The following is a 17,521-nucleotide window of genomic DNA, read 5'->3' on the forward strand; positions in this document are numbered from 1 at the left end:
CCCGGTGCTTGCGGTGAGCCGTAGGCCAGAGGAAGGCTGGGAGCAATTGGAAGCAGACACCGTGCTGCAGACACAGTGGCCTGGAATCTACAGCGACGAAACTATCTTTCATGTTGCAACACCGGCCTTTTACCAGTTTAACGGCCGGTGGTATCTCTATACCCAAGCCTGTCCACTGCCTGCCAACCGAAATTATATCGATGGCAACTGGGACATGTGGTGTTTTGAGTGTGACCGGAGGATCGAGACTCGCTCGGGATTGGCTGATCTTTACATTCCCGGCGCTTCCGCACGTGCGCCGGCGGAGGGGCGGGACTCGCACGAATAAGGGTTTCAGGAACCAGCTTCACCACGAGGACGTGTCTTGGTTCAGCATGAACTGGAATTTCGGCTTGCGCGCGTTTGCGGTTTGAAAGTTTGACTGGGTTACGTTTTTTGTAGCAGTGGAGCGGCTATCGCCGTGGATTGTGCTGAGTTGAAGGAGACGAGTCCCCTCTACCCTCTTGTCTGTGTTCCGAGCCGCGAACATCCGCTCGCCTGCGCGTTGCCCGGCGTTCTCGGGCGTCGTTGAGCTTCCGCTCGCGCTGGTCGAAGATCACTTGGTGACGCCCGGCGAGCCGATCGGCCGGAGTGACGTAACCCAAGGCGGAATGCAGCCGCGCATGATTGCATTCTTCCACAAACCGCTCGACGAGTCGCCCCGCCCTCCACGCGGCGCGGCGGGGGGGCTACTATGGGCGCGGCGTGCTGCTTCACACCCTTCCACCGAGCGCCGCCTTACAATACGAGGTAAGCGACGGATTCAAAGGGACGCAAGTTGCCCCTTACGCAAACCTCGAAGATCACGCTGGCGCGTCTGTGCGCCGCTGTGGCAATTCTCGCTGTCGCGCTGGTGATGACGTTAGGCGGGTTGTCGATCTTGGAAACGGAGCGATTGCGCGTTCATCCATCAGAGCGGAGCGTCGCCGATGCGATCAGGCGGCTAGGGGGCGCCTACCGCGCCGTAGGCAAAGATGATTGGCATATCACAAGCGTTTGGTTGGAAAACACTCGAACTACAGACCATGATCTGGAGGCCATTTTGCAGTTGAACTACGTCGAGTTTCTCGACGTTGCCAACACGAAGATTACCGACGCGTCTTTGGGGGCAATCTTTGCCCACAAGAGCATCCGCGTTCTGCGAGTGGCTGGTAGCGATATATCACGTGAGGGTCTACAGGCGGCCTGGGACAAGTCTGGGAAACGGATTAGCCTCGACGACTAGCGGCGTCCGGGCGATGAAGCACAGGTGCCGGTCTGATGGGGAGCGGCGCGGCCGCGTCGGGGCGATTACGCCCGTCAAAATCGGCAAGATTTGTCGGATTTTGGCGAAATGCCCGGAGCCGAAGGGGCTGCCCCCCTTGTCGGCTGCTTCTCAAACCGTTGGCCGTTGTATAGATTGCGCTTGAGATGGCTGTACTATTAAACGATCAACGGACGTTCTTCCGCGAGTTTCGGCGGAATTTTCGCACGACCGGGGCGGTGCTGCCCAGCGGTCGTCGGCTGTCGGCCGCGCTGACGCGGTTCATCACCCCCAGCGGTCCCCCCAAGCGCATCTTGGAGGCGGGGCCGGGCACCGGCGCCGTCACGCGGGCGATTTTGGAATCGCTGGGGTCGCAAGATCGGCTCGATCTGGTGGAGTGGAATCAGGCGTTTGTCGATCGTCTGCGGCATCGGTTTCACGCGCATCCGCTTTTTCGCGCCGCCGCCACGCGCTGCCGCGTGCTGCACAATAAGGTGGAAGAGCTAGACACCGATCACAGCTACGACGTGATTGTGTCGGGATTGCCGCTCAACAATTTTGAGCCGGACGACGTGGACCGCATCCTCGGCGCCTATGAGCGCCTGTTGAAACCGGGGGGGGTGATCTCGTTTTTTGAATACGCGGCGGTGCGGCCCGCCAAGGCGCTGTTGAGCAAGCCGCCAGAACGGGAGCGGCTGCGCGACGTCTCAAGATTGATGCGGCTATGGCTCACCCGGCACGAAATTGCCCGCGAGATGGTGGTGGCGAACATTCCGCCCGCCTGGGTGCATCACGTGCGTCCATTCTGCTAGGCGAATTGGCCGGCCTGCCGGCCTGATATCTAGCGGCCTGTTGAATACTTGAGCAGGCTGCTGGCGCGTTCAACCGCCGATAAAGCGTCATGCCGGGGGCGATGCGGTAACATTGCCGCGGCTGGCGGCGGTTTCTATACTTGCAAAAGTCAAAGCGCCGTATTGTCTTGCGCTGTTTTGGCTGGTGTTTTGCGCGATGCCGCGGACCGAACTGGCGGCCGTCGAGAAGCGACCTGGGAGGCGTGTCGATGTCGAAGCGATGGTTTTGGCTGGCTGTCGTGTGCTGCGGCCTGGGGGCCGGCTTGTCGGCGCCGGCGGTCGACGCGGAAGAGAGCGCCCCGCCCGAGACAGCCGACAGTGAAGCGGAGGCGCCGCCGACCAAGTTGGACGCCAAGGAGCGGCAAGAGTACTACGAACTGCTGTCGGTGCTGGTCGACACGCTGGATCAGGTGGAGCGCAACTACGTCAAGAAGTTGTCGCGGCGCGAATTGATCGAAGCGGCGGTTGAGGGGGTGCTGCGCAAGCTCGATCCGTATTCGAACTACATCGCGCCGGACGACATCACGCGGTTTCGGACCAGCGTGGAGAACGAGTTTGGCGGCATCGGCATTCAGATCACGAGCGATCAGGGGGTGATTAAGATCTTGAGCCCGGTGGTGGGGAGCCCCGCGTACAAGGCGGGGCTACAGGCGGGGGACCGGATTGTCGGCGTGGAAGGCAAAACGACCGAGGGGCTGAACATTGAAGACGTGGTGAAGTTGCTCAAGGGGGAGATTGGCGCGCCGGTGACGATTCGGGTGGTGGGCCCCAACGACGCCGAACCGCGCGAGGTGACGGTCAAGCGCGAGCTCGTTCATTTGGAAACGGTGCTGGGAGACGATCGCCAGGCGAACGACTTGTGGGACTTCATGCTGGATGACGAGCGGAAGATTGGCTACATCCGCTTGACGGCGTTCAGCCGCGACACGGCGGACGAGTTGAAACACGCCTTGGAAGAATTGAAGAAAGCGGGCCTGCGCGGCCTGGTGCTCGACCTGCGTTTCAACCCGGGTGGTCTGTTGACCTCGGCGATTGACGTGAGCGATTTGTTCGTGACCGAAGGGCGGATTGTCAGCACCGAGGGTCGCAACACGCAGCCGCGCGCCTGGGAGGCGCACGCGGAGGAGACGTTCGGCGGCTTTCCGATGGCGGTGCTGGTGAATCGATACAGCGCCAGTTCCAGCGAGATTGTGGCGGCGTGCCTGCAGGATCATCACCGGGCGGTGGTGATTGGGGAGCGCACCTGGGGCAAGGGAAGCGTGCAGAACGTAGTGGAGTTGGAGGGGGGCCGCAGCGCGCTCAAGTTGACCACGGCCAGTTACAAGCGGCCCAGCGGCAAGAACATTCATCGCTTTCCCGACGCCAGCGAGGAAGATGAATGGGGGGTGACGCCGGACGAGGGATACGCGCTCAAGCTCGGCGATCAAGAACTGCGCGAGTTGGTGGAACACCGCCGCCAGAAGGATATTGTGCGCCGCCGCGCGCAGCCGAAGCCGGCCCTAGAGGTGGCGACCGCCACCGATGCCACGCCACCGGTAGCCGATGCGCCAACGGACGGTGCGCCAGAAACCAATGCGCCGGTGGCCGTGCCCGCCGAAGTGAAGCCGGCAGATTCGAAGCCGGCTGAGAACGACGCCAAGCCGGAGTCGGCGGAGTCGAAGCCGACGCAAGATCCGCCAGCGGACAAGCCCGCGGAGCCAAAGCCGGCGACAGAGGAAGCGGAGAAAGACTTCGCCGATCGCCAACTGGCCAAGGCGCTGGAGTATGTGCAGGGCGAGTTGGCGAAGAAGCCATAGTCTGGGCCGATTCGCGACGAGCGTCATGCTGCTACTGACACTGGAAACCACCTGCGACGAAACGGCCGCCGCGATTGTGAATGAGCGGCTGGAAGTTTTGGGCGCCGTGGTGGCGTCGCAAAACGCGCTGCACGAGCGATTTGGCGGCGTAGTGCCAGAGATCGCCTCGCGAGCGCATCTGGAGCGCATGTTGCCGGTGATCGACGAGGCGCTCTGCGCCGCGGGCGTGCGACTTGCGGACCTGGACGCGGTGGCGGTGGCCAACACACCGGGACTGGCCGGTTCGCTGCTGGTGGGACTGGCGACCGCCAAGACGCTGTGCGTGGCGCTGGGCAAACCGCTGTTGGCGGTGAATCACATTGAAGCGCATTTGTTCGCTTGTCAGATCGGGCGGGCGAGCAGCGTTTTTCCGAGCGTGGGCCTAGTGGTGAGCGGCGGTCACACCAGTCTGTATCGCGCGCACAGCGCGCTCGAGTTTGAACTGTTGGGGGCGACGATCGACGACGCGGCGGGCGAGGCGTTCGACAAGGTGGGGAGCTTGCTCGGCCTGCCATATCCGGGAGGGCCCGCGATTCAAGAAGCGGCACGGCAAGGCAACGCCAAGGCCTATCTCCTTCCGCGCACGTTTCTGAAGGACACGGAGCGGCTGGACTTCAGCTTTAGCGGACTGAAGACCGCGGTGCGTTACGCGATCTGGCCACAAGGGACGCTGGCCGAGCGCGCGCCAGGCGCGGAAGAGGTGGCCGATCTGGCCGCTAGTTTTCAGGAGGCGGTGGTCGATGTGCTGGTGGGCAAATGTCGACAGGCGCTCGCGGCGACTGGCCTAGGTCGGCTGTGCGTGGGGGGAGGTGTGGCCGCCAACGCGCGATTGCGCGAACGGCTGGCAGAAGCGGCGGCGCGGGACGGGTTTGAACTGGCCATCGCCCCGCTGGAACTGACCACCGACAACGCGGTGATGGGGGCGCTGGCGGTGGAGCGCTATCGGGCCGGGCTGTTCGAGTCGCTCGACTTGGATGTGTATCCCACCTTGCGGATCGCGCGCTAACAGACTGCGGCGACCGGGCCGGCGTTTGCTCTTTGCCGGTTCACCTTGGCCGAAACGACACCACATTTCTTCGCGTTCGGCGCCTGATGCGGCCAGTGACCGTTTATTCGCGGCCGCCGGCGAGCGACAAGTCATCCGGGCGCGGTTGGGGTTCGGTCGCTTTGATGTTTCTGGCACGGCAAGTGCTTTTCAGTCACGCACGGGAGCAATACAGCTCGAGCAAGTTGAGGAGAACAGCCATGCTTTACTGGTCGGTTGTCTTTTTGATCGTGGCGTTGGTCGCGGCGGTGTTTGGCTTTACAGGGGTTTACGCCGCAGCGGCGGGGATCGCCAAGGTTCTGTTCTTTGTATTTCTGGTGTTGTTCGTGATCAGCCTGATCACCGGCGGCATGGGACGACGCCCGTTGTCGTGAATTAGCGGACGACCAATTTGACGAGGGGGCACGGCGGAGACGACAAGCGATTGTCGTCTCCGCCGTGCGATTTACGGGGTGCATAACGGTATGAGCACTTGTCCAAAGCGGGAACACAACCGAGCGCATGAGAAGCGGGTCGAGCCAACGCACAAGATCGCAATGAAGTGGTAAGTTCTGGAACCCAAGTAGCGATTTTCACCCGGGAAGAATGGTGGAATTGGTCGCTTGGCAACGATAGCTTATGCGGAAGCAGGGGCCGATTGCGCCGTGCTGTTTACGTCCACCATTGCGGTGGATCATGCAGCCGCCTTTTCTTTTTTGTGATTTGACGACGTGCAGCGCGGGGCAGCACGGCGGAGCGCGCCGGCCAATGAGTTTTTGGCATCGAACGATTCGTCGTACATGACTGGCTATGTGTTGCATCCCAACGGCGGCGAGATCGTGAACGCTTGATGACAAGCGGACTCGACGATGAACCGCGCGGAGGGTTTGTTGTTTTGTTTCTTGATATGGAGGACCTTCTGATGAGTCGAGGACTCGCACTCGGCATCGGCGCCGTTTTGACGGCGGTGTGCTTGAGCTTGATGGGGCCGGTGGACCAGGCCGAAGCTGGCCGTCGCCATCGCTGCGGCGGAGGCTGCTGGGGTGGCGGACACCGAGCGCATCGCTGCTGCGGCGCGCGACACCGCAGCTATGGCTGTTGCGGCGCGGTGAACACCTGCGCCGATGCCTGCGGCAGCTACAGCAACGGTTGCAACACTGGCTGCAACACGGGCTGTGACACTGGTTGCAACACCGGTTGTGGCAATGGCTGCGGCAGCTACAGCAGCGGTTGTGGCAACGGCTGCGGATCGGCCTCGCCGTGTGGCGCGGGTTCGCCATGCGATGCTGGCGCGGCGCCCGCTCCGGCTCCGGCTGGCGACAGTTCAGCCCCGCCGCCGGCCCCTGCTCCCGAGGCAGCCGCGCCTGCACCGGCGCCTTCGGCCTAAAGCGCGCAGTCTCTGTGCGGTTCTATGAGAAAGGGCTTGCGATAGGGATCTCGCAAGCCCTTAGTTTTTTGGGGCAGGTCGATCGCGGGGACTGATTTGTTCAGCGCGAACCTGCCGGGCAATGCCGAAGAGAGGACTTGAACCTCCACGCCCTTGCGGGCACCAGAACCTGAATCTGGCGCGTCTGCCAATTCCGCCACTTCGGCGACAGATAAGGATTTATAGTCGCGCGGCGGCAGTCGATCAAGCGGCTAACGTTGAAGCAGACCGGCCTCGCTGCGATACTCGGAGAGAACGAAGCGATCGGCGCCGCTTGATGCAGGGCAATGGCGCGAACTTTCGTCTCCGTGGCTATTCAATCCGCGTGTCGCTGTCCTCTCCGAGGGACGCCGTTGGCCAAAGCGAAGCGTTCAAAAGCGAAACTCACATCGGTCGGCGGCGGAGCGACGATTGCCGCCAAGGGAAGCGCGCCGTCACGCGCCCCAAAGGCTGCGGCGCCGCCCACGAGGGCCATGCACGTCGATGTGCGGGGTTGGTCGCGTTGGCTGGGGGCGTATGTGGCGATTTGGCTGGCGCTGGTCGCCGCGCACGCCAAGACGCTGACGTCGCCGCCGTATTGCGACTTCGCCATGGGGCTATTCACCGAGGCGAACTTCTTGGTGGAGACGGGTTACGATTATCAGCGGTTGCGCTACGAGGAAGCGACCGCCAACGAAGGGGGCACCCGATCGTACATGATTAGCGCGCTGCCGACGCTGGTGGCGCTGTTGATGGAGCGGGCCAGCACGACGACGACAGTGCTATTGGTCTCCCATTTGTTCACGCTGGCCTGCGCGGCGCTGGTATTGACGCTTCTGTTGGCGCTATTGGCGCCGCGGATCGGCTGGTTGGCCGCGGCGCTAGTTTGCCTGGCGCTGTCCGTGACTCCGCTGTGGAGCGTGCAGACCGAAATGCTGGGGCTCGATTTGCCGATGTCGGCCTTTGGACTGTTGGCGATGTGGCTGGCGCTGCGCGGACAGGGATTGGCCGCCGCGCTGGCGACCATCGCGGCGTTTGCCATGAAATCGACCGGCATCATAGTGACCATCGCGGTGTGCGCGCTGTTGGGCTACGAGATCGCGATGGGACTGCTGCGCCGACGGGTGGCGACGCGCTGGCAATGGGGCGCGCTGGCGGCGGCCGTCGCGGCGCTGGCAGGACAATTTTGGTTGTTTCGGTGGAGCAGCATCGGCGATCGGCTGACGCGCGCCGACGAGATGCCGTTTGAGTTGGTGCGGTTCAGCGACGTGTTGGGAGTTTGCCCGGATGTGATGGGGCTGACCTTGGTAGCCTCGCTGGGCTGGCTGGCGATCTTGGTGGTGGGCGCGTTTCGCATGCTGCGTACGCGGGGCACTGGTGACGCCATTAGCCGACTCGACCCGTTCGCGCCGCTGGCCTGGCTGGTGATTGTGGGCAATTTGCTGGCGGTGGCGCTGTATGTGCAGTTTCCGATTTCTCGCTACTTCACGCTGATGGCTCCCTTGGTGCTAGCGATGTTGGCGATCGCGCTCTTCCGCTATATGCCGCACTGGCTGGCCACCACGGCGCTGGTGGCGCTCATCGCGCTGAACATCGCCAACCTGCACGGAAGATTGTTTCCGGCCGCCGGCCGCTGGCCGCGCAACGCGGCCAGTTTGGAACGATCGCACGAGTATTACGCCGATCATCTGGCGACGATCGCCGGCACGCGCGCTTTGGAAGCGCAGCAGAACGACGGCGCGATCGTGGCGCTGCATCCGTTCACTTATTACTTACGCTACCCGCGGTTGGGTTATGTGACCAAGCCGGTTCCGTTCTACGCGGCGAATGTGTTTCGGGTGGAAGGGGGCCGAAACGTGGCCAACCTGTTCGCCGACCATCCGGCGCAGTTGATCTTTGTGGCGGTCGACAACATCTTTCGGGGGTTCGCGCACTTGACGATCCCGGATGCTGGTCCCGGCGACACGGTTTATTATGACGACCAGCAGCGTTCGCCGTTGGTGGTTTTTCGGCGCGACTTGTCGGCATTGGCGGGGAACGCGAAGGATCTCGACGACTACTACTTGCAGCAGTTTTGGCTGCCGCTGCCGCACGACATGCCCAACGCCACGCCGCTGGCGACGCGGGCCTTGCTGCTGGCCAGTCATGGGCAACCGAATCAGGGGCTGGAACTGCTACGGTTGGCGGTGGCCGCGCACCCGGACGATGTGGCAGCGCGGCTGGAATTGGCCAAGACGGCGCTACGCACCAGCGGCTGGCCGGAGGTGGCGGCGCATGCCGAGCACGCGCTGGCGCTGGAACCGAACAGCGCGTTGGCCTGGCAACTGTTAGGGGCGGCGCAGATGGGATTGAATCGGCACGAGGAGGCGATTCGCTCATTGGCTCGCAGTGTCGCGCTCGCCCCGCGGGTGGCGGAGGCGCAGCATCAACTGGCGATGTCGTACGGGCAGGTGGGTCAACTGGCCAAGGCGCGCGAACACTTTGAGGCGGCGCTGGCGATCGATCCGGCGTACGAACCGGCGCGGCGCGCGCTGGGGCTATTGAAGCAGTCGCGTGGCGCGGGGGCGGAGGCGCCGCCCGCGAACGGGGCCGGCTAATAGCGTGTGCGGGCGCGAAGCAGTGGCGCCGGGCGGGTTAGCCGCCGATTTGAAACATGGCGCGATCGGGTTTGACGAACTCGTCGGAGTTGATGCCATGTCCGCGGCGCTTGGCGGCCACGCAATCGCTGACCAATTGGGCGATTTCTTCATCGGTGGCGTCGCCACGCAGTAGCGCGCGCGCGTCCCATTCAACGGTGGAGAACAGGCAGTTGCGCACTTGCCCCTCGGCCGTGATGCGCAGGCGATCGCAGGCCTGACAAAAGGGCTGCGTGACCGGGTTAATGAACCCGATGCGGCCCAGGCCGTCGGCAAAGCGGTAGTCGGTCGCCGGCTGGCTGGGATCGATCACCGGCAGCGGCTCCAAGGGGCCGATGCCGTCGGTCAAGCGGGCCAAAATCTCGTCGCCGGGGATGACGCGGTCGTTTTGCCAGGCGGCGTCGGCGTCGAGCGGCATGAACTCGATGAAGCGCACTTCCATGCCGTGCTCGCGCGCGAAGCGCCCCAGCGGGACGATATCTGGCTCGGTGATGCCGCGAATGGCGACCGTGTTGAGCTTGATGCGCTGGAAGCCGACCCGCTGGGCTGCGAACAGCCCGGCCAAGACGCGCTCGAAACCATCGCGGCGCGAGATGAGCCGAAAGCGGGCCGGATCGAGGGTGTCGAGACTGACGTTGAGGCGGCCTAGCCCGGCTTGTTTGAGTTCTTGCGCCTGCTCTTCCAGCAGCAAACCGTTGGTGGTGAGGGCGACTTCCTCGATGCCGGGGATGGCGGTCAAGAGGCGCACCAACTGCGCGATATTCTTGCGGACCAAGGGCTCGCCGCCGGTCAGGCGAATGGTGCGCACGCCAAGGCGCGCGACGACGCGGGCGAAGCGCGCCATTTCCTCCAAGCTGAGAATTTCGTCGCGCGGCCGAAATCGCACGTTCTCGGCGGGCATGCAATAGAAGCAGCGAATATTGCAGCGGTCGGTCACACTGATGCGCAGGTCGGTGTGCACGCGACCGAAGCTGTCGACCAGACGCGATTGGTTATCGCCACCGTTGTTGCTCATGACTGACCTGCGTCCTCCGGCAGGGAAGGCAAACCGGGATGCACCCACTCGGCGCCGCCATCGGCCCAGATTTCGCGCTTCCAAATGGGCACGACCTGCTTGAGCTCGTCAATCAGCCACTTGGCGGCTTCGAAGGCGTCTTGCCGATGCGCGGTGCTGACCGCCACCGCTACGCTGGCGTCGGTGAGTTCCAGATGCCCCAAGCGGTGAATGAGCGCGCACTCAATGATGGGCCAACGACGGCGCGCCTCGGCCTCTAGCTCGGCCAGTTTTTGCCGCGCCATATCGGGATAGCACTCGTAGTCGAGCGACGCGGTGCGGCGTCCGGCGGTCATCTCGCGGACGACGCCGAGAAACAACACCACGGCGCCCGCCAGGTTGGATTCGACCAGCCGCAACGCGCGTTGACAGTCGATGGTTTCGGTCGTCAGTTCAATCATGGTGTCGCGATCCACCTCGATAGCTATTGTCTCAAATACTACGCGCCATTCCCACGGGCGGTATGGGGGAAAATCAGCCGCCGCTCACTGGCGGAATACAGGCAATATCGCTGTCGGGGCCAACGGGACAGTCGTCGCGGGCGTAATCGGCGTTTACGGCGATGAACATGTTGCCGAGCAGGCTGGCCAAGGGGGGGACGGCCTGTGCGAGCGCGGCGCGCACATCGGCCACCGTGGCGGCGGCGGGAACCTCCAACGGCAATAGGTCGCTGCCGGCCAATTGACGAGCGACGGCAAAGAGTTTGACGTGGACGATCATAGGGCGACTGGTTAGCGGCCGCGCTGGGCCAGCACTCCCGATAGTTGAGGCATCAATCCGTAGGCGTAAGCCATTATTTTCAGTGGGTGCATCGTGGGCTTATCGACCGCCTGCTCCATTTGCAACTTGCAGGCGCTACATTCGGTGGAGCCCGCTTGCAGGCCGCCTTGTCGCAGGCTGTTCATCAGGTCGAGTCCCGCGCGCAGGCTGGTGCGATAGTTGGCGCGCTGCAGGCCGTAGACGCCAGCCATGCCGGAGCAACCTTTGTCGAGGCTGGCCACGCGCAGTCCGGGGATGAGCCGCAAGAGATTCTCGCCAGGGTTGCCGACCTGCAGCGCCTTTTCGTGACAGGGGAGGTGATAACCGAGCGTCATGCTGAGGGGGGAGAAGTCGAGCGCCAACTTGCCAGAGCGGTGCATGCGCCACAGATAGGCGCAGGCCTCGCTGGAGTTTTGCGCAACCAGCAAGGCGTCTTCGTCGTCGAGCAGATTGGCGTATTCGCAGGCCAGGCAGAGCGCGGCCGAGGGCTCGGTGGCGATAATGTGATAACCCTGCCGGATGGCGTCGGCGAGCAGGCGGACGTTGTGACGAGCGATTTTTCTGGCCGCTTCGACCGCGCCCACCGCGATGAGCGGCATGCCGCTGGCGCGCTGTTCGGGATGGACATACACGGCCACGGCGTTGTGCTCGAGCACGGCGACGAGGGCATCGCCCAATTGGGGATCGTGATAGTTGGCGAAGGTGTCGACGAAGTAGAGCACCTTGGGACCAGAGCGGCGCGTGGGCCGGGTGAGTTTGCGGCGGCGCGCGCGATACATAAAACTGCGTCCGGCGAAGCGCGGCAACTTGCGCCCTTGCGCCACGCCAAAGAGCTTTTCGCCCAACCAGCGAGCGCGGCGGCTGTTTAAAAGCGGATTGGCCAACGGCGCCAGCGCGCTGCCAATGCGGCTGACCAGATCGACGTGGGCCAAGACCCACTCCGAAAAGTTCAGTCCGTGGCTGGCGACGTGGGCGGCCTTGGCTTCGAGCATCAAGCGCGGGATATCGACGCCGGCCGGGCACTCGGAATGGCACTGATGGCAATGGACGCAGAGATCGGCGATTTCTTTGAAGTCGTCGCCGGTGGCGGCGTCGGCCGCGAGATCGCCGGTGAGCAGTCCGCGCATGAGATTGGCCTTGGCGCGCGGCGAGGCCGCCTCGGCCGGCGCGGCGCGAAAGATTGGGCACATGCGCAGATTTGGCGCCTGCGAGCGACAGGCGCCGCAGCCATTGCAACTGGCCACGGTGTCTTCCAAGAGCGTGCCGGGCCAATGCAGTTGCAGTTCGTACGCGGGGCGCTGCGGATCGACGGTTTCGCCCTCTGGCGGCGAGAGGGCGGGGGAGGTGATGGGCGGCCGCAGGTTCTTGGTCATCAGGTCGGGGTCGTCGCCGATGACCTTGCCGGGATTGAGGAGATTGTGAGGATCGAAGATCTGCTTGACCTGCTTGAACACGTCGTAGAGCGGGCCGAACTGGCGCTGGACAAACGGGGTGCGGCTGAGGCCGTCGCCATGTTCGCCGCTGATGGTGCCGCCCACCGAGAAGACCAGTTCGTAGAGATCGCCAGCCAAGCGCTGCATGCGCAAGACGCCGTCGGCCTCTTGCAGATCGAGGAACGGGCGCACATGCAATTGCCCGTGCCCCGCATGCCCAAACAGGGCAGCGGTGACGTGATGGCGTTTGAGGACGTTTTGCATGTCGATGAGGAACGTGGGGAGCGACTCGGGGGGCACCGCGATGTCTTCGATAAACGGCACCGCGCGGATGGAACCGCGCATGCGATGCAAGGTGGGCGTCACCTGTTGCGCGAGTCGCCAAAAGAGATCGACTTCGGCCATGTCGAGCGCTTGGCGCGCCTCGAAGGCGAGGTGTTTGGAGGTACGAACATGATCGACGACGCGGCGCAAGTTGTCGCGCACCTGGGCGGCGTCGTCGCCTTGCTGCTCGACGAGCAGCAGGGCTTCGGCGTCGGTCGGGATCAGTCGGTCGAAGCGGGGCTCGTTCTCGCGCGCTAAACTGAGGTGGCGACGATCCATCAGGTCGCAAGCGCTGGGCTGGAACGGCAGTATTTCCAACACGGCCCGCGAGGCGCTTTCCAGACGATCGAAAAAGAGCAGCGCCACGCCGCGATAGCGAGGACGTGGCACGGTGGCGAGGGTCATCTCGGTAATCAGCGCCAGCGTGCCCTCGGACCCGGTGAGCAACTTGGCGACATCGATCGAATCGGGCTGCAAGGCCTCGGCCAAGGCGTAGCCCGAACGGTTGAGGCGGCTATCGGGCTGGCGGGCGTGAATCAGTTCGCTCTCGCGCCACAAGAGCAGCCGGAGTTGCTCGATTAGCGCATGCTTTTGAGGAAACGCGGGATCAACGACCGCCGGAAGGGGCTCGTTGCCAAGTTCGAGCAGCGTGCCATCGGCCAGCACGACTTGCAGGCTGCGGACATGGCGTCGCGCCGATCCATAACGCAGCCAATGGCTGCCGGCGGCGTCGATGGCGACCACGCTGCCCATGGTGGTGGTTTGGATGGTGGCGGGATCGGGACCGAAGAGACGCCCGTCGCGCTGGAGTTGTGAGTTGAGTCTTTCCAGCACCACGCCGGGCTGCACGCGGACCGAGTCTTCTTCGACGCGGATGATCTTGCGCATGTGCTTGGAGAAGTCGAGCACCAGGCCCGGGCCGAGCGACTCGCCGGCCAAGCCAGTGCCGGCGCCGCGGGCATGTAGGGGGATTTGCTGGGCGGCGGCGTATTTGACGGCGGCGATGACATCGTCGGCCGAGCGGGGCATGACGACGGCCAGCGGGCGGATTTGATAGAGACTGGCGTCGGTGGCGTAGAGCTGGAGAAAGACGTCGTCAGCACGCACATCGCCGGCGAGCAGCCCCCGCAGGTCGTCTTGAATGCGAGCGCGCTGTTCGTCCATCAGATGTCGCTTGTCGACGGCCGCTGGCGCGGCTTGGGGAGATCAACTCGAAACGGAGGTCACCTCTGGCTGGCGATACTCGGCGAGGCGGGCGGCTTGCTGACGGTGGCGTTCGTGCGTTTCGAGATTGAAGTTGCCATGCTCATCGCTCGCGGAAACGCCGCGATAATGGGCGTTGCAGCGGTAACAAACCAGGACGCCGCCCACCAGCATATAGAGCACGACATCGACCAGCGCCGTGAGGAACAAGATGGCGAAGGTGAGGATTGGCAAATAGAAGAACCAAGCCACACTGCTGGCGATAAAACCGGCGACCACGATCCCCACACCAAGCTCTTGTGGAAAATCCTTACGGATGAAAAGCTCGTGACTGGGGCAAACCAGGCACCGTTGCAAAAGACCTGCCTGAAAGGAATCTGGCGGAACCGGCAGGCCCACATGGCAGTGAGGGCACTCCACTTGGCGCGATTCGGGCGTGAATTCGGCGGCCACCGAATGTTCGCACTTTGGACAGGCAAATGCGACGTTCATGATTCCATCATAATGGGAAGAGGGTCTGCCGAGATAGGAGTTGGCTGGTAAGCTCGCCAATGAAGGTGACGATAACGCCGACATAGAGGATGCCGGTCGCGCTTTGCGTGTTGGGGATCTTGAGCGTTTGCCCGGCCATGATCGCGACGGCGATGGTGCCGACGATGCCCGCCAACCAGCGAAGCAGCAGAAACCAGACGGTATCGGTCGACCAGGACTTTTCCGAAGTGAGGTCCAGGGTCAGACCCAGACCGACCACGGCCACGCGCAGCGCGACGGCCAACAAGATCAGCCCAACCAATTTTTTGAGGGGATCAAGCCGCATGGTGGGGGTATTGAGATACCAATGCCCCAGCAGCATGGCCGCCATGGTGGCGCCAAGCACCAAGCCGCTCGTCGGAGAGTCGAGGGCGCGCAACAGGCCGGCCGCATCGGTGGGCCAGCCGATGCCTGCCTCTTGCCAGGCGGCCACCACCGACAAGAGCGCGACCAGCAACAGGGCGATGCGCCCCGCGCGGCTGGCTTCGTACAGCCACAAAGCGGAGCCCACATAGCTGACGAACGAGATGGCGATTGGCAGCCAAACGGGGCCAAGTTCTGGCTGTTGCCAGGTGACGATCGCGGCGAGCGCGTTCATCCCTAACAGGACGTAAAGATGGACGCGAAAATAGCCACTAGGAACCAAGCGTCCCGACGTGAGCCCCATGGCCAAGGCCAAGCCAAAGCTGAGGCGGTAGATGAATTGCAGGAGGATCGACACGGCACATCAAAAGACGACGTTGGCCATGAGACGCCAAACAGCTTTGGCACGAAGTGCCCATTCTAGCGAGCCCGCCGCGAGTATGTCATGGGCCTCGCCAGCTTTGCCCAACAAGCCCGCGAAAAACTAACCCAAGCCGGAATATTTGGGCAGGCAGCGATTCTGCGTCTTAAGCAGTCAACAGCGACAGCCCCCGGTGTGAACGGGTGCTGCCGCTGAAATTTGGCCAGCGAGTGAAACCCTGCCGTCGTCGACCATCACCGCTATCGCGGCGGCGGTCACTTGGTAGCCGACCTGCCACACTAATTCGCCACTGGTCGTCCGTGTTACGATTCTCGGCAGGTAGCGGCGAGAGTCAAGAGTTTGAGCAACATTAGTGCCCGTCCATTCGACTGTCCCGTTGGTAAGGACCGCTCAGCATTCTAACTTCATAAATCCGCAGTCTTCGCGGGCTGCCCCAGACGCACGATCCACCCTAAATCTAAGAGTTTGTTTGCATCTAGACGTCGAAAACCGGAGAATGACGACCACCGACAGGAGGGCCGACCGATGGCTGACGACAGCACGGCACTGGCAGTAAGCGGATTTCCCGCTCTCGCCGAAGTCTGCGAATCGCCAGACGACTTTCTCAGCAAGCTGGATGTGGGCGCACTCAATCTGATGTGTGCTTGCGGCCTCCCGGGCGCCGAAGGCCTGGACATCGTCAAGCAACTTGCTTGGCTTGATGAAGCAGCTCGCCAAGTCGATTTTCAAACGCGAAACAACCTTGACGGGCTCGTGCGCACTCCCGCTGTCTACAACAATTCGCCCGGCTATTTCTGTTGCAACTACCTCTTGAAAACTCTGCAAGAGGTTCTAGGCGTCAGATACAACCCTGCCCGAGTCACTGACTCCGACTTTCAGAACCCGCTTTGCATCAATCCCGATTTCAGCGATTCTCGCGACCTTTTCATTCACGGGATGACGGACGGGCCGGGCGGAACGTGCGCTTCGATGCCCGTATTGTATGTCGCGGTGGGGCGACGGCTGGGTTATCCGCTCTCACTGGTCGAAGCTCCCGGTCACTTGTTCTTCCGATGGGAGGGGAGCCGCTTCAACGTGGTTGAGCGGTTCAACGTGGAAGGCGCTGGCCACGGAATCAGTTTCTATCCCGATGACTACTATTTGTCGTGGCCGAAAGAGTGGCGTCCAAGCGACAAGGCTGGCGGCTGGTATCTCAAATCCCTCTCACCAGCCGAAGAACTTGCGGCCTTTCTTTTCACCCGTGGGTCGTGCCTGGAAGATAACGGCCGAACTCGTGAGGCCGTACAAGCATTTGAGTGGGCAAGCAAACTCTTGCCGGATGACCTTCGCTATAGCTCGCAAGTTGTCAAGCTCATGCGACGTGAGCTTCAAGAGGGATTTCAAGCGTTACAGGCAGAACGGCAATCGCTTGAGATGGAGCGGATGGTCATAGAGCAGCAGCAACGCCGTTTGGTCAATGATCCGTTTCGTGCCAACGGCCCGCCCCACCCCGACGTTTGCCAATGTACCCAGTGCCGACAGTCACGGCTACCTGCACGCCGGACACCCGGTCACATGCCGGGTTGCCCTTGTCCAATGTGCAAAACGAGCCCTTGGTGAAAGGACTGAAGCCATGTACTCCCCACCACTCGGACGTTTCTTGAGCCCCGACCCGCTCACGCGCGACCCGACTCTTCTGTTTGACAACAATTGGTATGGCGACCAGTTGACGATGATGCGCAACGTGTACGGATATGCTGACAACAATCCGATTAACGCGACTGATCCGACCGGAATGGCCCCTAAAATTTGTAGCTGCTGCAATACTGCTGCTGACGAGGCGCGACGAGATCATCTTCCCGGCGGAAGGATTCGGACAGGGCGGCGGTCATGCCAAGTTAACATTGAGTGCAAGGAAGGATGCCCAAGCAACTTTCCCGCGACGACAAGCGCCGGAAGGGTCGGCAGGGAGATCGTCATTAGTATTTGCCTTGATTGCCGGATGTCGAACGCCAACCTGCAGCAGACCATTCTTCACGAACTACAACACGCTCGCGATTTTTGTCGTATTGGTGGCGAGCCACCTGGCAACTTGCCGAACTGTGTGCGATACGAGACCGCCGCCTATCGAAAGTCATGTGGCTTCCTGTTTCCGCGCGGTAGTGCTCAGTTCAATAGGTGCGTGCAATGTGGAGTGTGGTTTAGCTGTGCCCGATGGGGCCAGCCTGCACCGAATCCTCCGTGCGATGTGTCTACCGGTGTTCCAACCCAGCCGTGTTATATTTATGTGTCAGGGGTCGGATTTGTCCCTGATCCAAGCGACCCACGGTGTCATTAGAGCTCGTTTCAAAACCGTCGTAAACTAACCTTCCACTGTGTAAGGAGTTGGGTTAGGACGTGCCTTCGAAAGGAGACTTTTGATGGCCAAGCGACACGATGTCGAAGTCACGGATGAGCAAT

16 protein-coding genes and 1 tRNA gene are annotated in these 17,521 nt (G+C 62.4%); 9 read left to right on the forward strand and 8 right to left on the reverse strand.

Features of this window, described 5'->3' with window-relative positions; all coding sequences use genetic code 11:
* Positions 1 to 137: 137 nt before the first annotated feature.
* On the reverse strand, positions 138 to 353 hold the full coding sequence (locus tag K1X71_09135; protein MBX7073299.1) for a DUF1588 domain-containing protein: 216 nt from the start codon (positions 351 to 353) through the stop codon (positions 138 to 140).
* Between the two features lie 464 nt (positions 354 to 817).
* On the opposite strand from K1X71_09135, the gene K1X71_09140 reads away from it, so the two are divergent.
* From K1X71_09140 to K1X71_09165, 6 genes are all read left to right on the forward strand, one after another.
* Positions 818 to 1,264 (forward strand): hypothetical protein, encoded by a 447-nt coding sequence (locus tag K1X71_09140; GenBank protein ID MBX7073300.1) that lies wholly within the window; start codon positions 818 to 820, stop codon positions 1,262 to 1,264.
* Between the two features lie 185 nt (positions 1,265 to 1,449).
* On the forward strand, positions 1,450 to 2,094 hold the full coding sequence (locus K1X71_09145; GenBank protein MBX7073301.1) for a methyltransferase domain-containing protein: 645 nt from the start codon (positions 1,450 to 1,452) through the stop codon (positions 2,092 to 2,094).
* A gap of 248 nt (positions 2,095 to 2,342) precedes the next feature.
* A complete protein-coding gene (locus tag K1X71_09150) occupies positions 2,343 to 3,929 on the forward strand; it encodes a PDZ domain-containing protein (GenBank protein MBX7073302.1) in 1,587 nt (528 codons plus the stop codon).
* A gap of 25 nt (positions 3,930 to 3,954) precedes the next feature.
* Complete coding sequence (gene tsaD, locus K1X71_09155; GenBank protein ID MBX7073303.1) at positions 3,955 to 4,974, forward strand: tRNA (adenosine(37)-N6)-threonylcarbamoyltransferase complex transferase subunit TsaD; 1,020 nt, start codon at positions 3,955 to 3,957, stop codon at positions 4,972 to 4,974.
* A gap of 239 nt (positions 4,975 to 5,213) precedes the next feature.
* On the forward strand, positions 5,214 to 5,387 hold the full coding sequence (locus K1X71_09160) for a DUF1328 domain-containing protein (GenBank protein ID MBX7073304.1): 174 nt from the start codon (positions 5,214 to 5,216) through the stop codon (positions 5,385 to 5,387).
* 527 nt (positions 5,388 to 5,914) lie between these two features.
* Positions 5,915 to 6,379 (forward strand): hypothetical protein, encoded by a 465-nt coding sequence (locus K1X71_09165; protein ID MBX7073305.1) that lies wholly within the window; start codon positions 5,915 to 5,917, stop codon positions 6,377 to 6,379.
* Positions 6,380 to 6,501: 122 nt separating this feature from the next.
* Here the strand turns inward: K1X71_09165 and K1X71_09170 are convergent.
* Positions 6,502 to 6,585: transfer RNA gene (locus tag K1X71_09170), tRNA-Leu, on the reverse strand.
* A gap of 306 nt (positions 6,586 to 6,891) precedes the next feature.
* On the opposite strand from K1X71_09170, the gene K1X71_09175 reads away from it, so the two are divergent.
* On the forward strand, positions 6,892 to 8,994 hold the full coding sequence (locus K1X71_09175) for a tetratricopeptide repeat protein (protein ID MBX7073306.1): 2,103 nt from the start codon (positions 6,892 to 6,894) through the stop codon (positions 8,992 to 8,994).
* 37 nt (positions 8,995 to 9,031) lie between these two features.
* Here K1X71_09175 and moaA read toward each other — a convergent pair whose 3' ends face one another.
* The 6 genes from moaA to K1X71_09205 all read right to left on the reverse strand — a co-directional run bounded on the left by moaA (position 9,032) and on the right by K1X71_09205 (position 15,058).
* A complete protein-coding gene (gene moaA, locus K1X71_09180) occupies positions 9,032 to 10,048 on the reverse strand; it encodes a GTP 3',8-cyclase MoaA (GenBank protein ID MBX7073307.1) in 1,017 nt (338 codons plus the stop codon).
* Positions 10,045 to 10,488, reverse strand: coding sequence for a molybdenum cofactor biosynthesis protein MoaE (locus K1X71_09185; protein MBX7073308.1), 444 nt, complete (start codon positions 10,486 to 10,488; stop codon positions 10,045 to 10,047). Before K1X71_09185 ends, moaA begins: the two co-directional genes overlap by 4 nt.
* A gap of 73 nt (positions 10,489 to 10,561) precedes the next feature.
* On the reverse strand, positions 10,562 to 10,807 hold the full coding sequence (locus K1X71_09190) for a MoaD/ThiS family protein (GenBank protein ID MBX7073309.1): 246 nt from the start codon (positions 10,805 to 10,807) through the stop codon (positions 10,562 to 10,564).
* 11 nt (positions 10,808 to 10,818) lie between these two features.
* Positions 10,819 to 13,767, reverse strand: a complete 2,949-nt coding sequence (locus tag K1X71_09195) for an anaerobic glycerol-3-phosphate dehydrogenase subunit C (protein ID MBX7073310.1) — start codon at positions 13,765 to 13,767, stop codon at positions 10,819 to 10,821.
* A 42-nt stretch (positions 13,768 to 13,809) separates the two neighbouring features.
* Positions 13,810 to 14,298, reverse strand: coding sequence for a hypothetical protein (locus tag K1X71_09200; GenBank protein MBX7073311.1), 489 nt, complete (start codon positions 14,296 to 14,298; stop codon positions 13,810 to 13,812).
* Between the two features lie 7 nt (positions 14,299 to 14,305).
* Entirely contained in the window at positions 14,306 to 15,058 is a 753-nt protein-coding gene (locus K1X71_09205) for a hypothetical protein (protein MBX7073312.1), read from the reverse strand.
* A 549-nt stretch (positions 15,059 to 15,607) separates the two neighbouring features.
* Between K1X71_09205 and K1X71_09210 the strand changes: the two genes are divergently transcribed.
* Both K1X71_09210 and K1X71_09215 read left to right on the forward strand, forming a co-directional pair.
* Positions 15,608 to 16,681, forward strand: coding sequence for a hypothetical protein (locus K1X71_09210; GenBank protein ID MBX7073313.1), 1,074 nt, complete (start codon positions 15,608 to 15,610; stop codon positions 16,679 to 16,681).
* A 40-nt stretch (positions 16,682 to 16,721) separates the two neighbouring features.
* A complete protein-coding gene (locus K1X71_09215; protein MBX7073314.1) occupies positions 16,722 to 17,399 on the forward strand; it encodes a hypothetical protein in 678 nt (225 codons plus the stop codon).
* Positions 17,400 to 17,521: the final 122 nt, after the last annotated feature.

The organism is Pirellulales bacterium (genome assembly GCA_019694455.1).
In the GTDB taxonomy this organism is placed as follows: Bacteria; Planctomycetota; Planctomycetia; order Pirellulales; family JAEUIK01; genus JAIBBY01.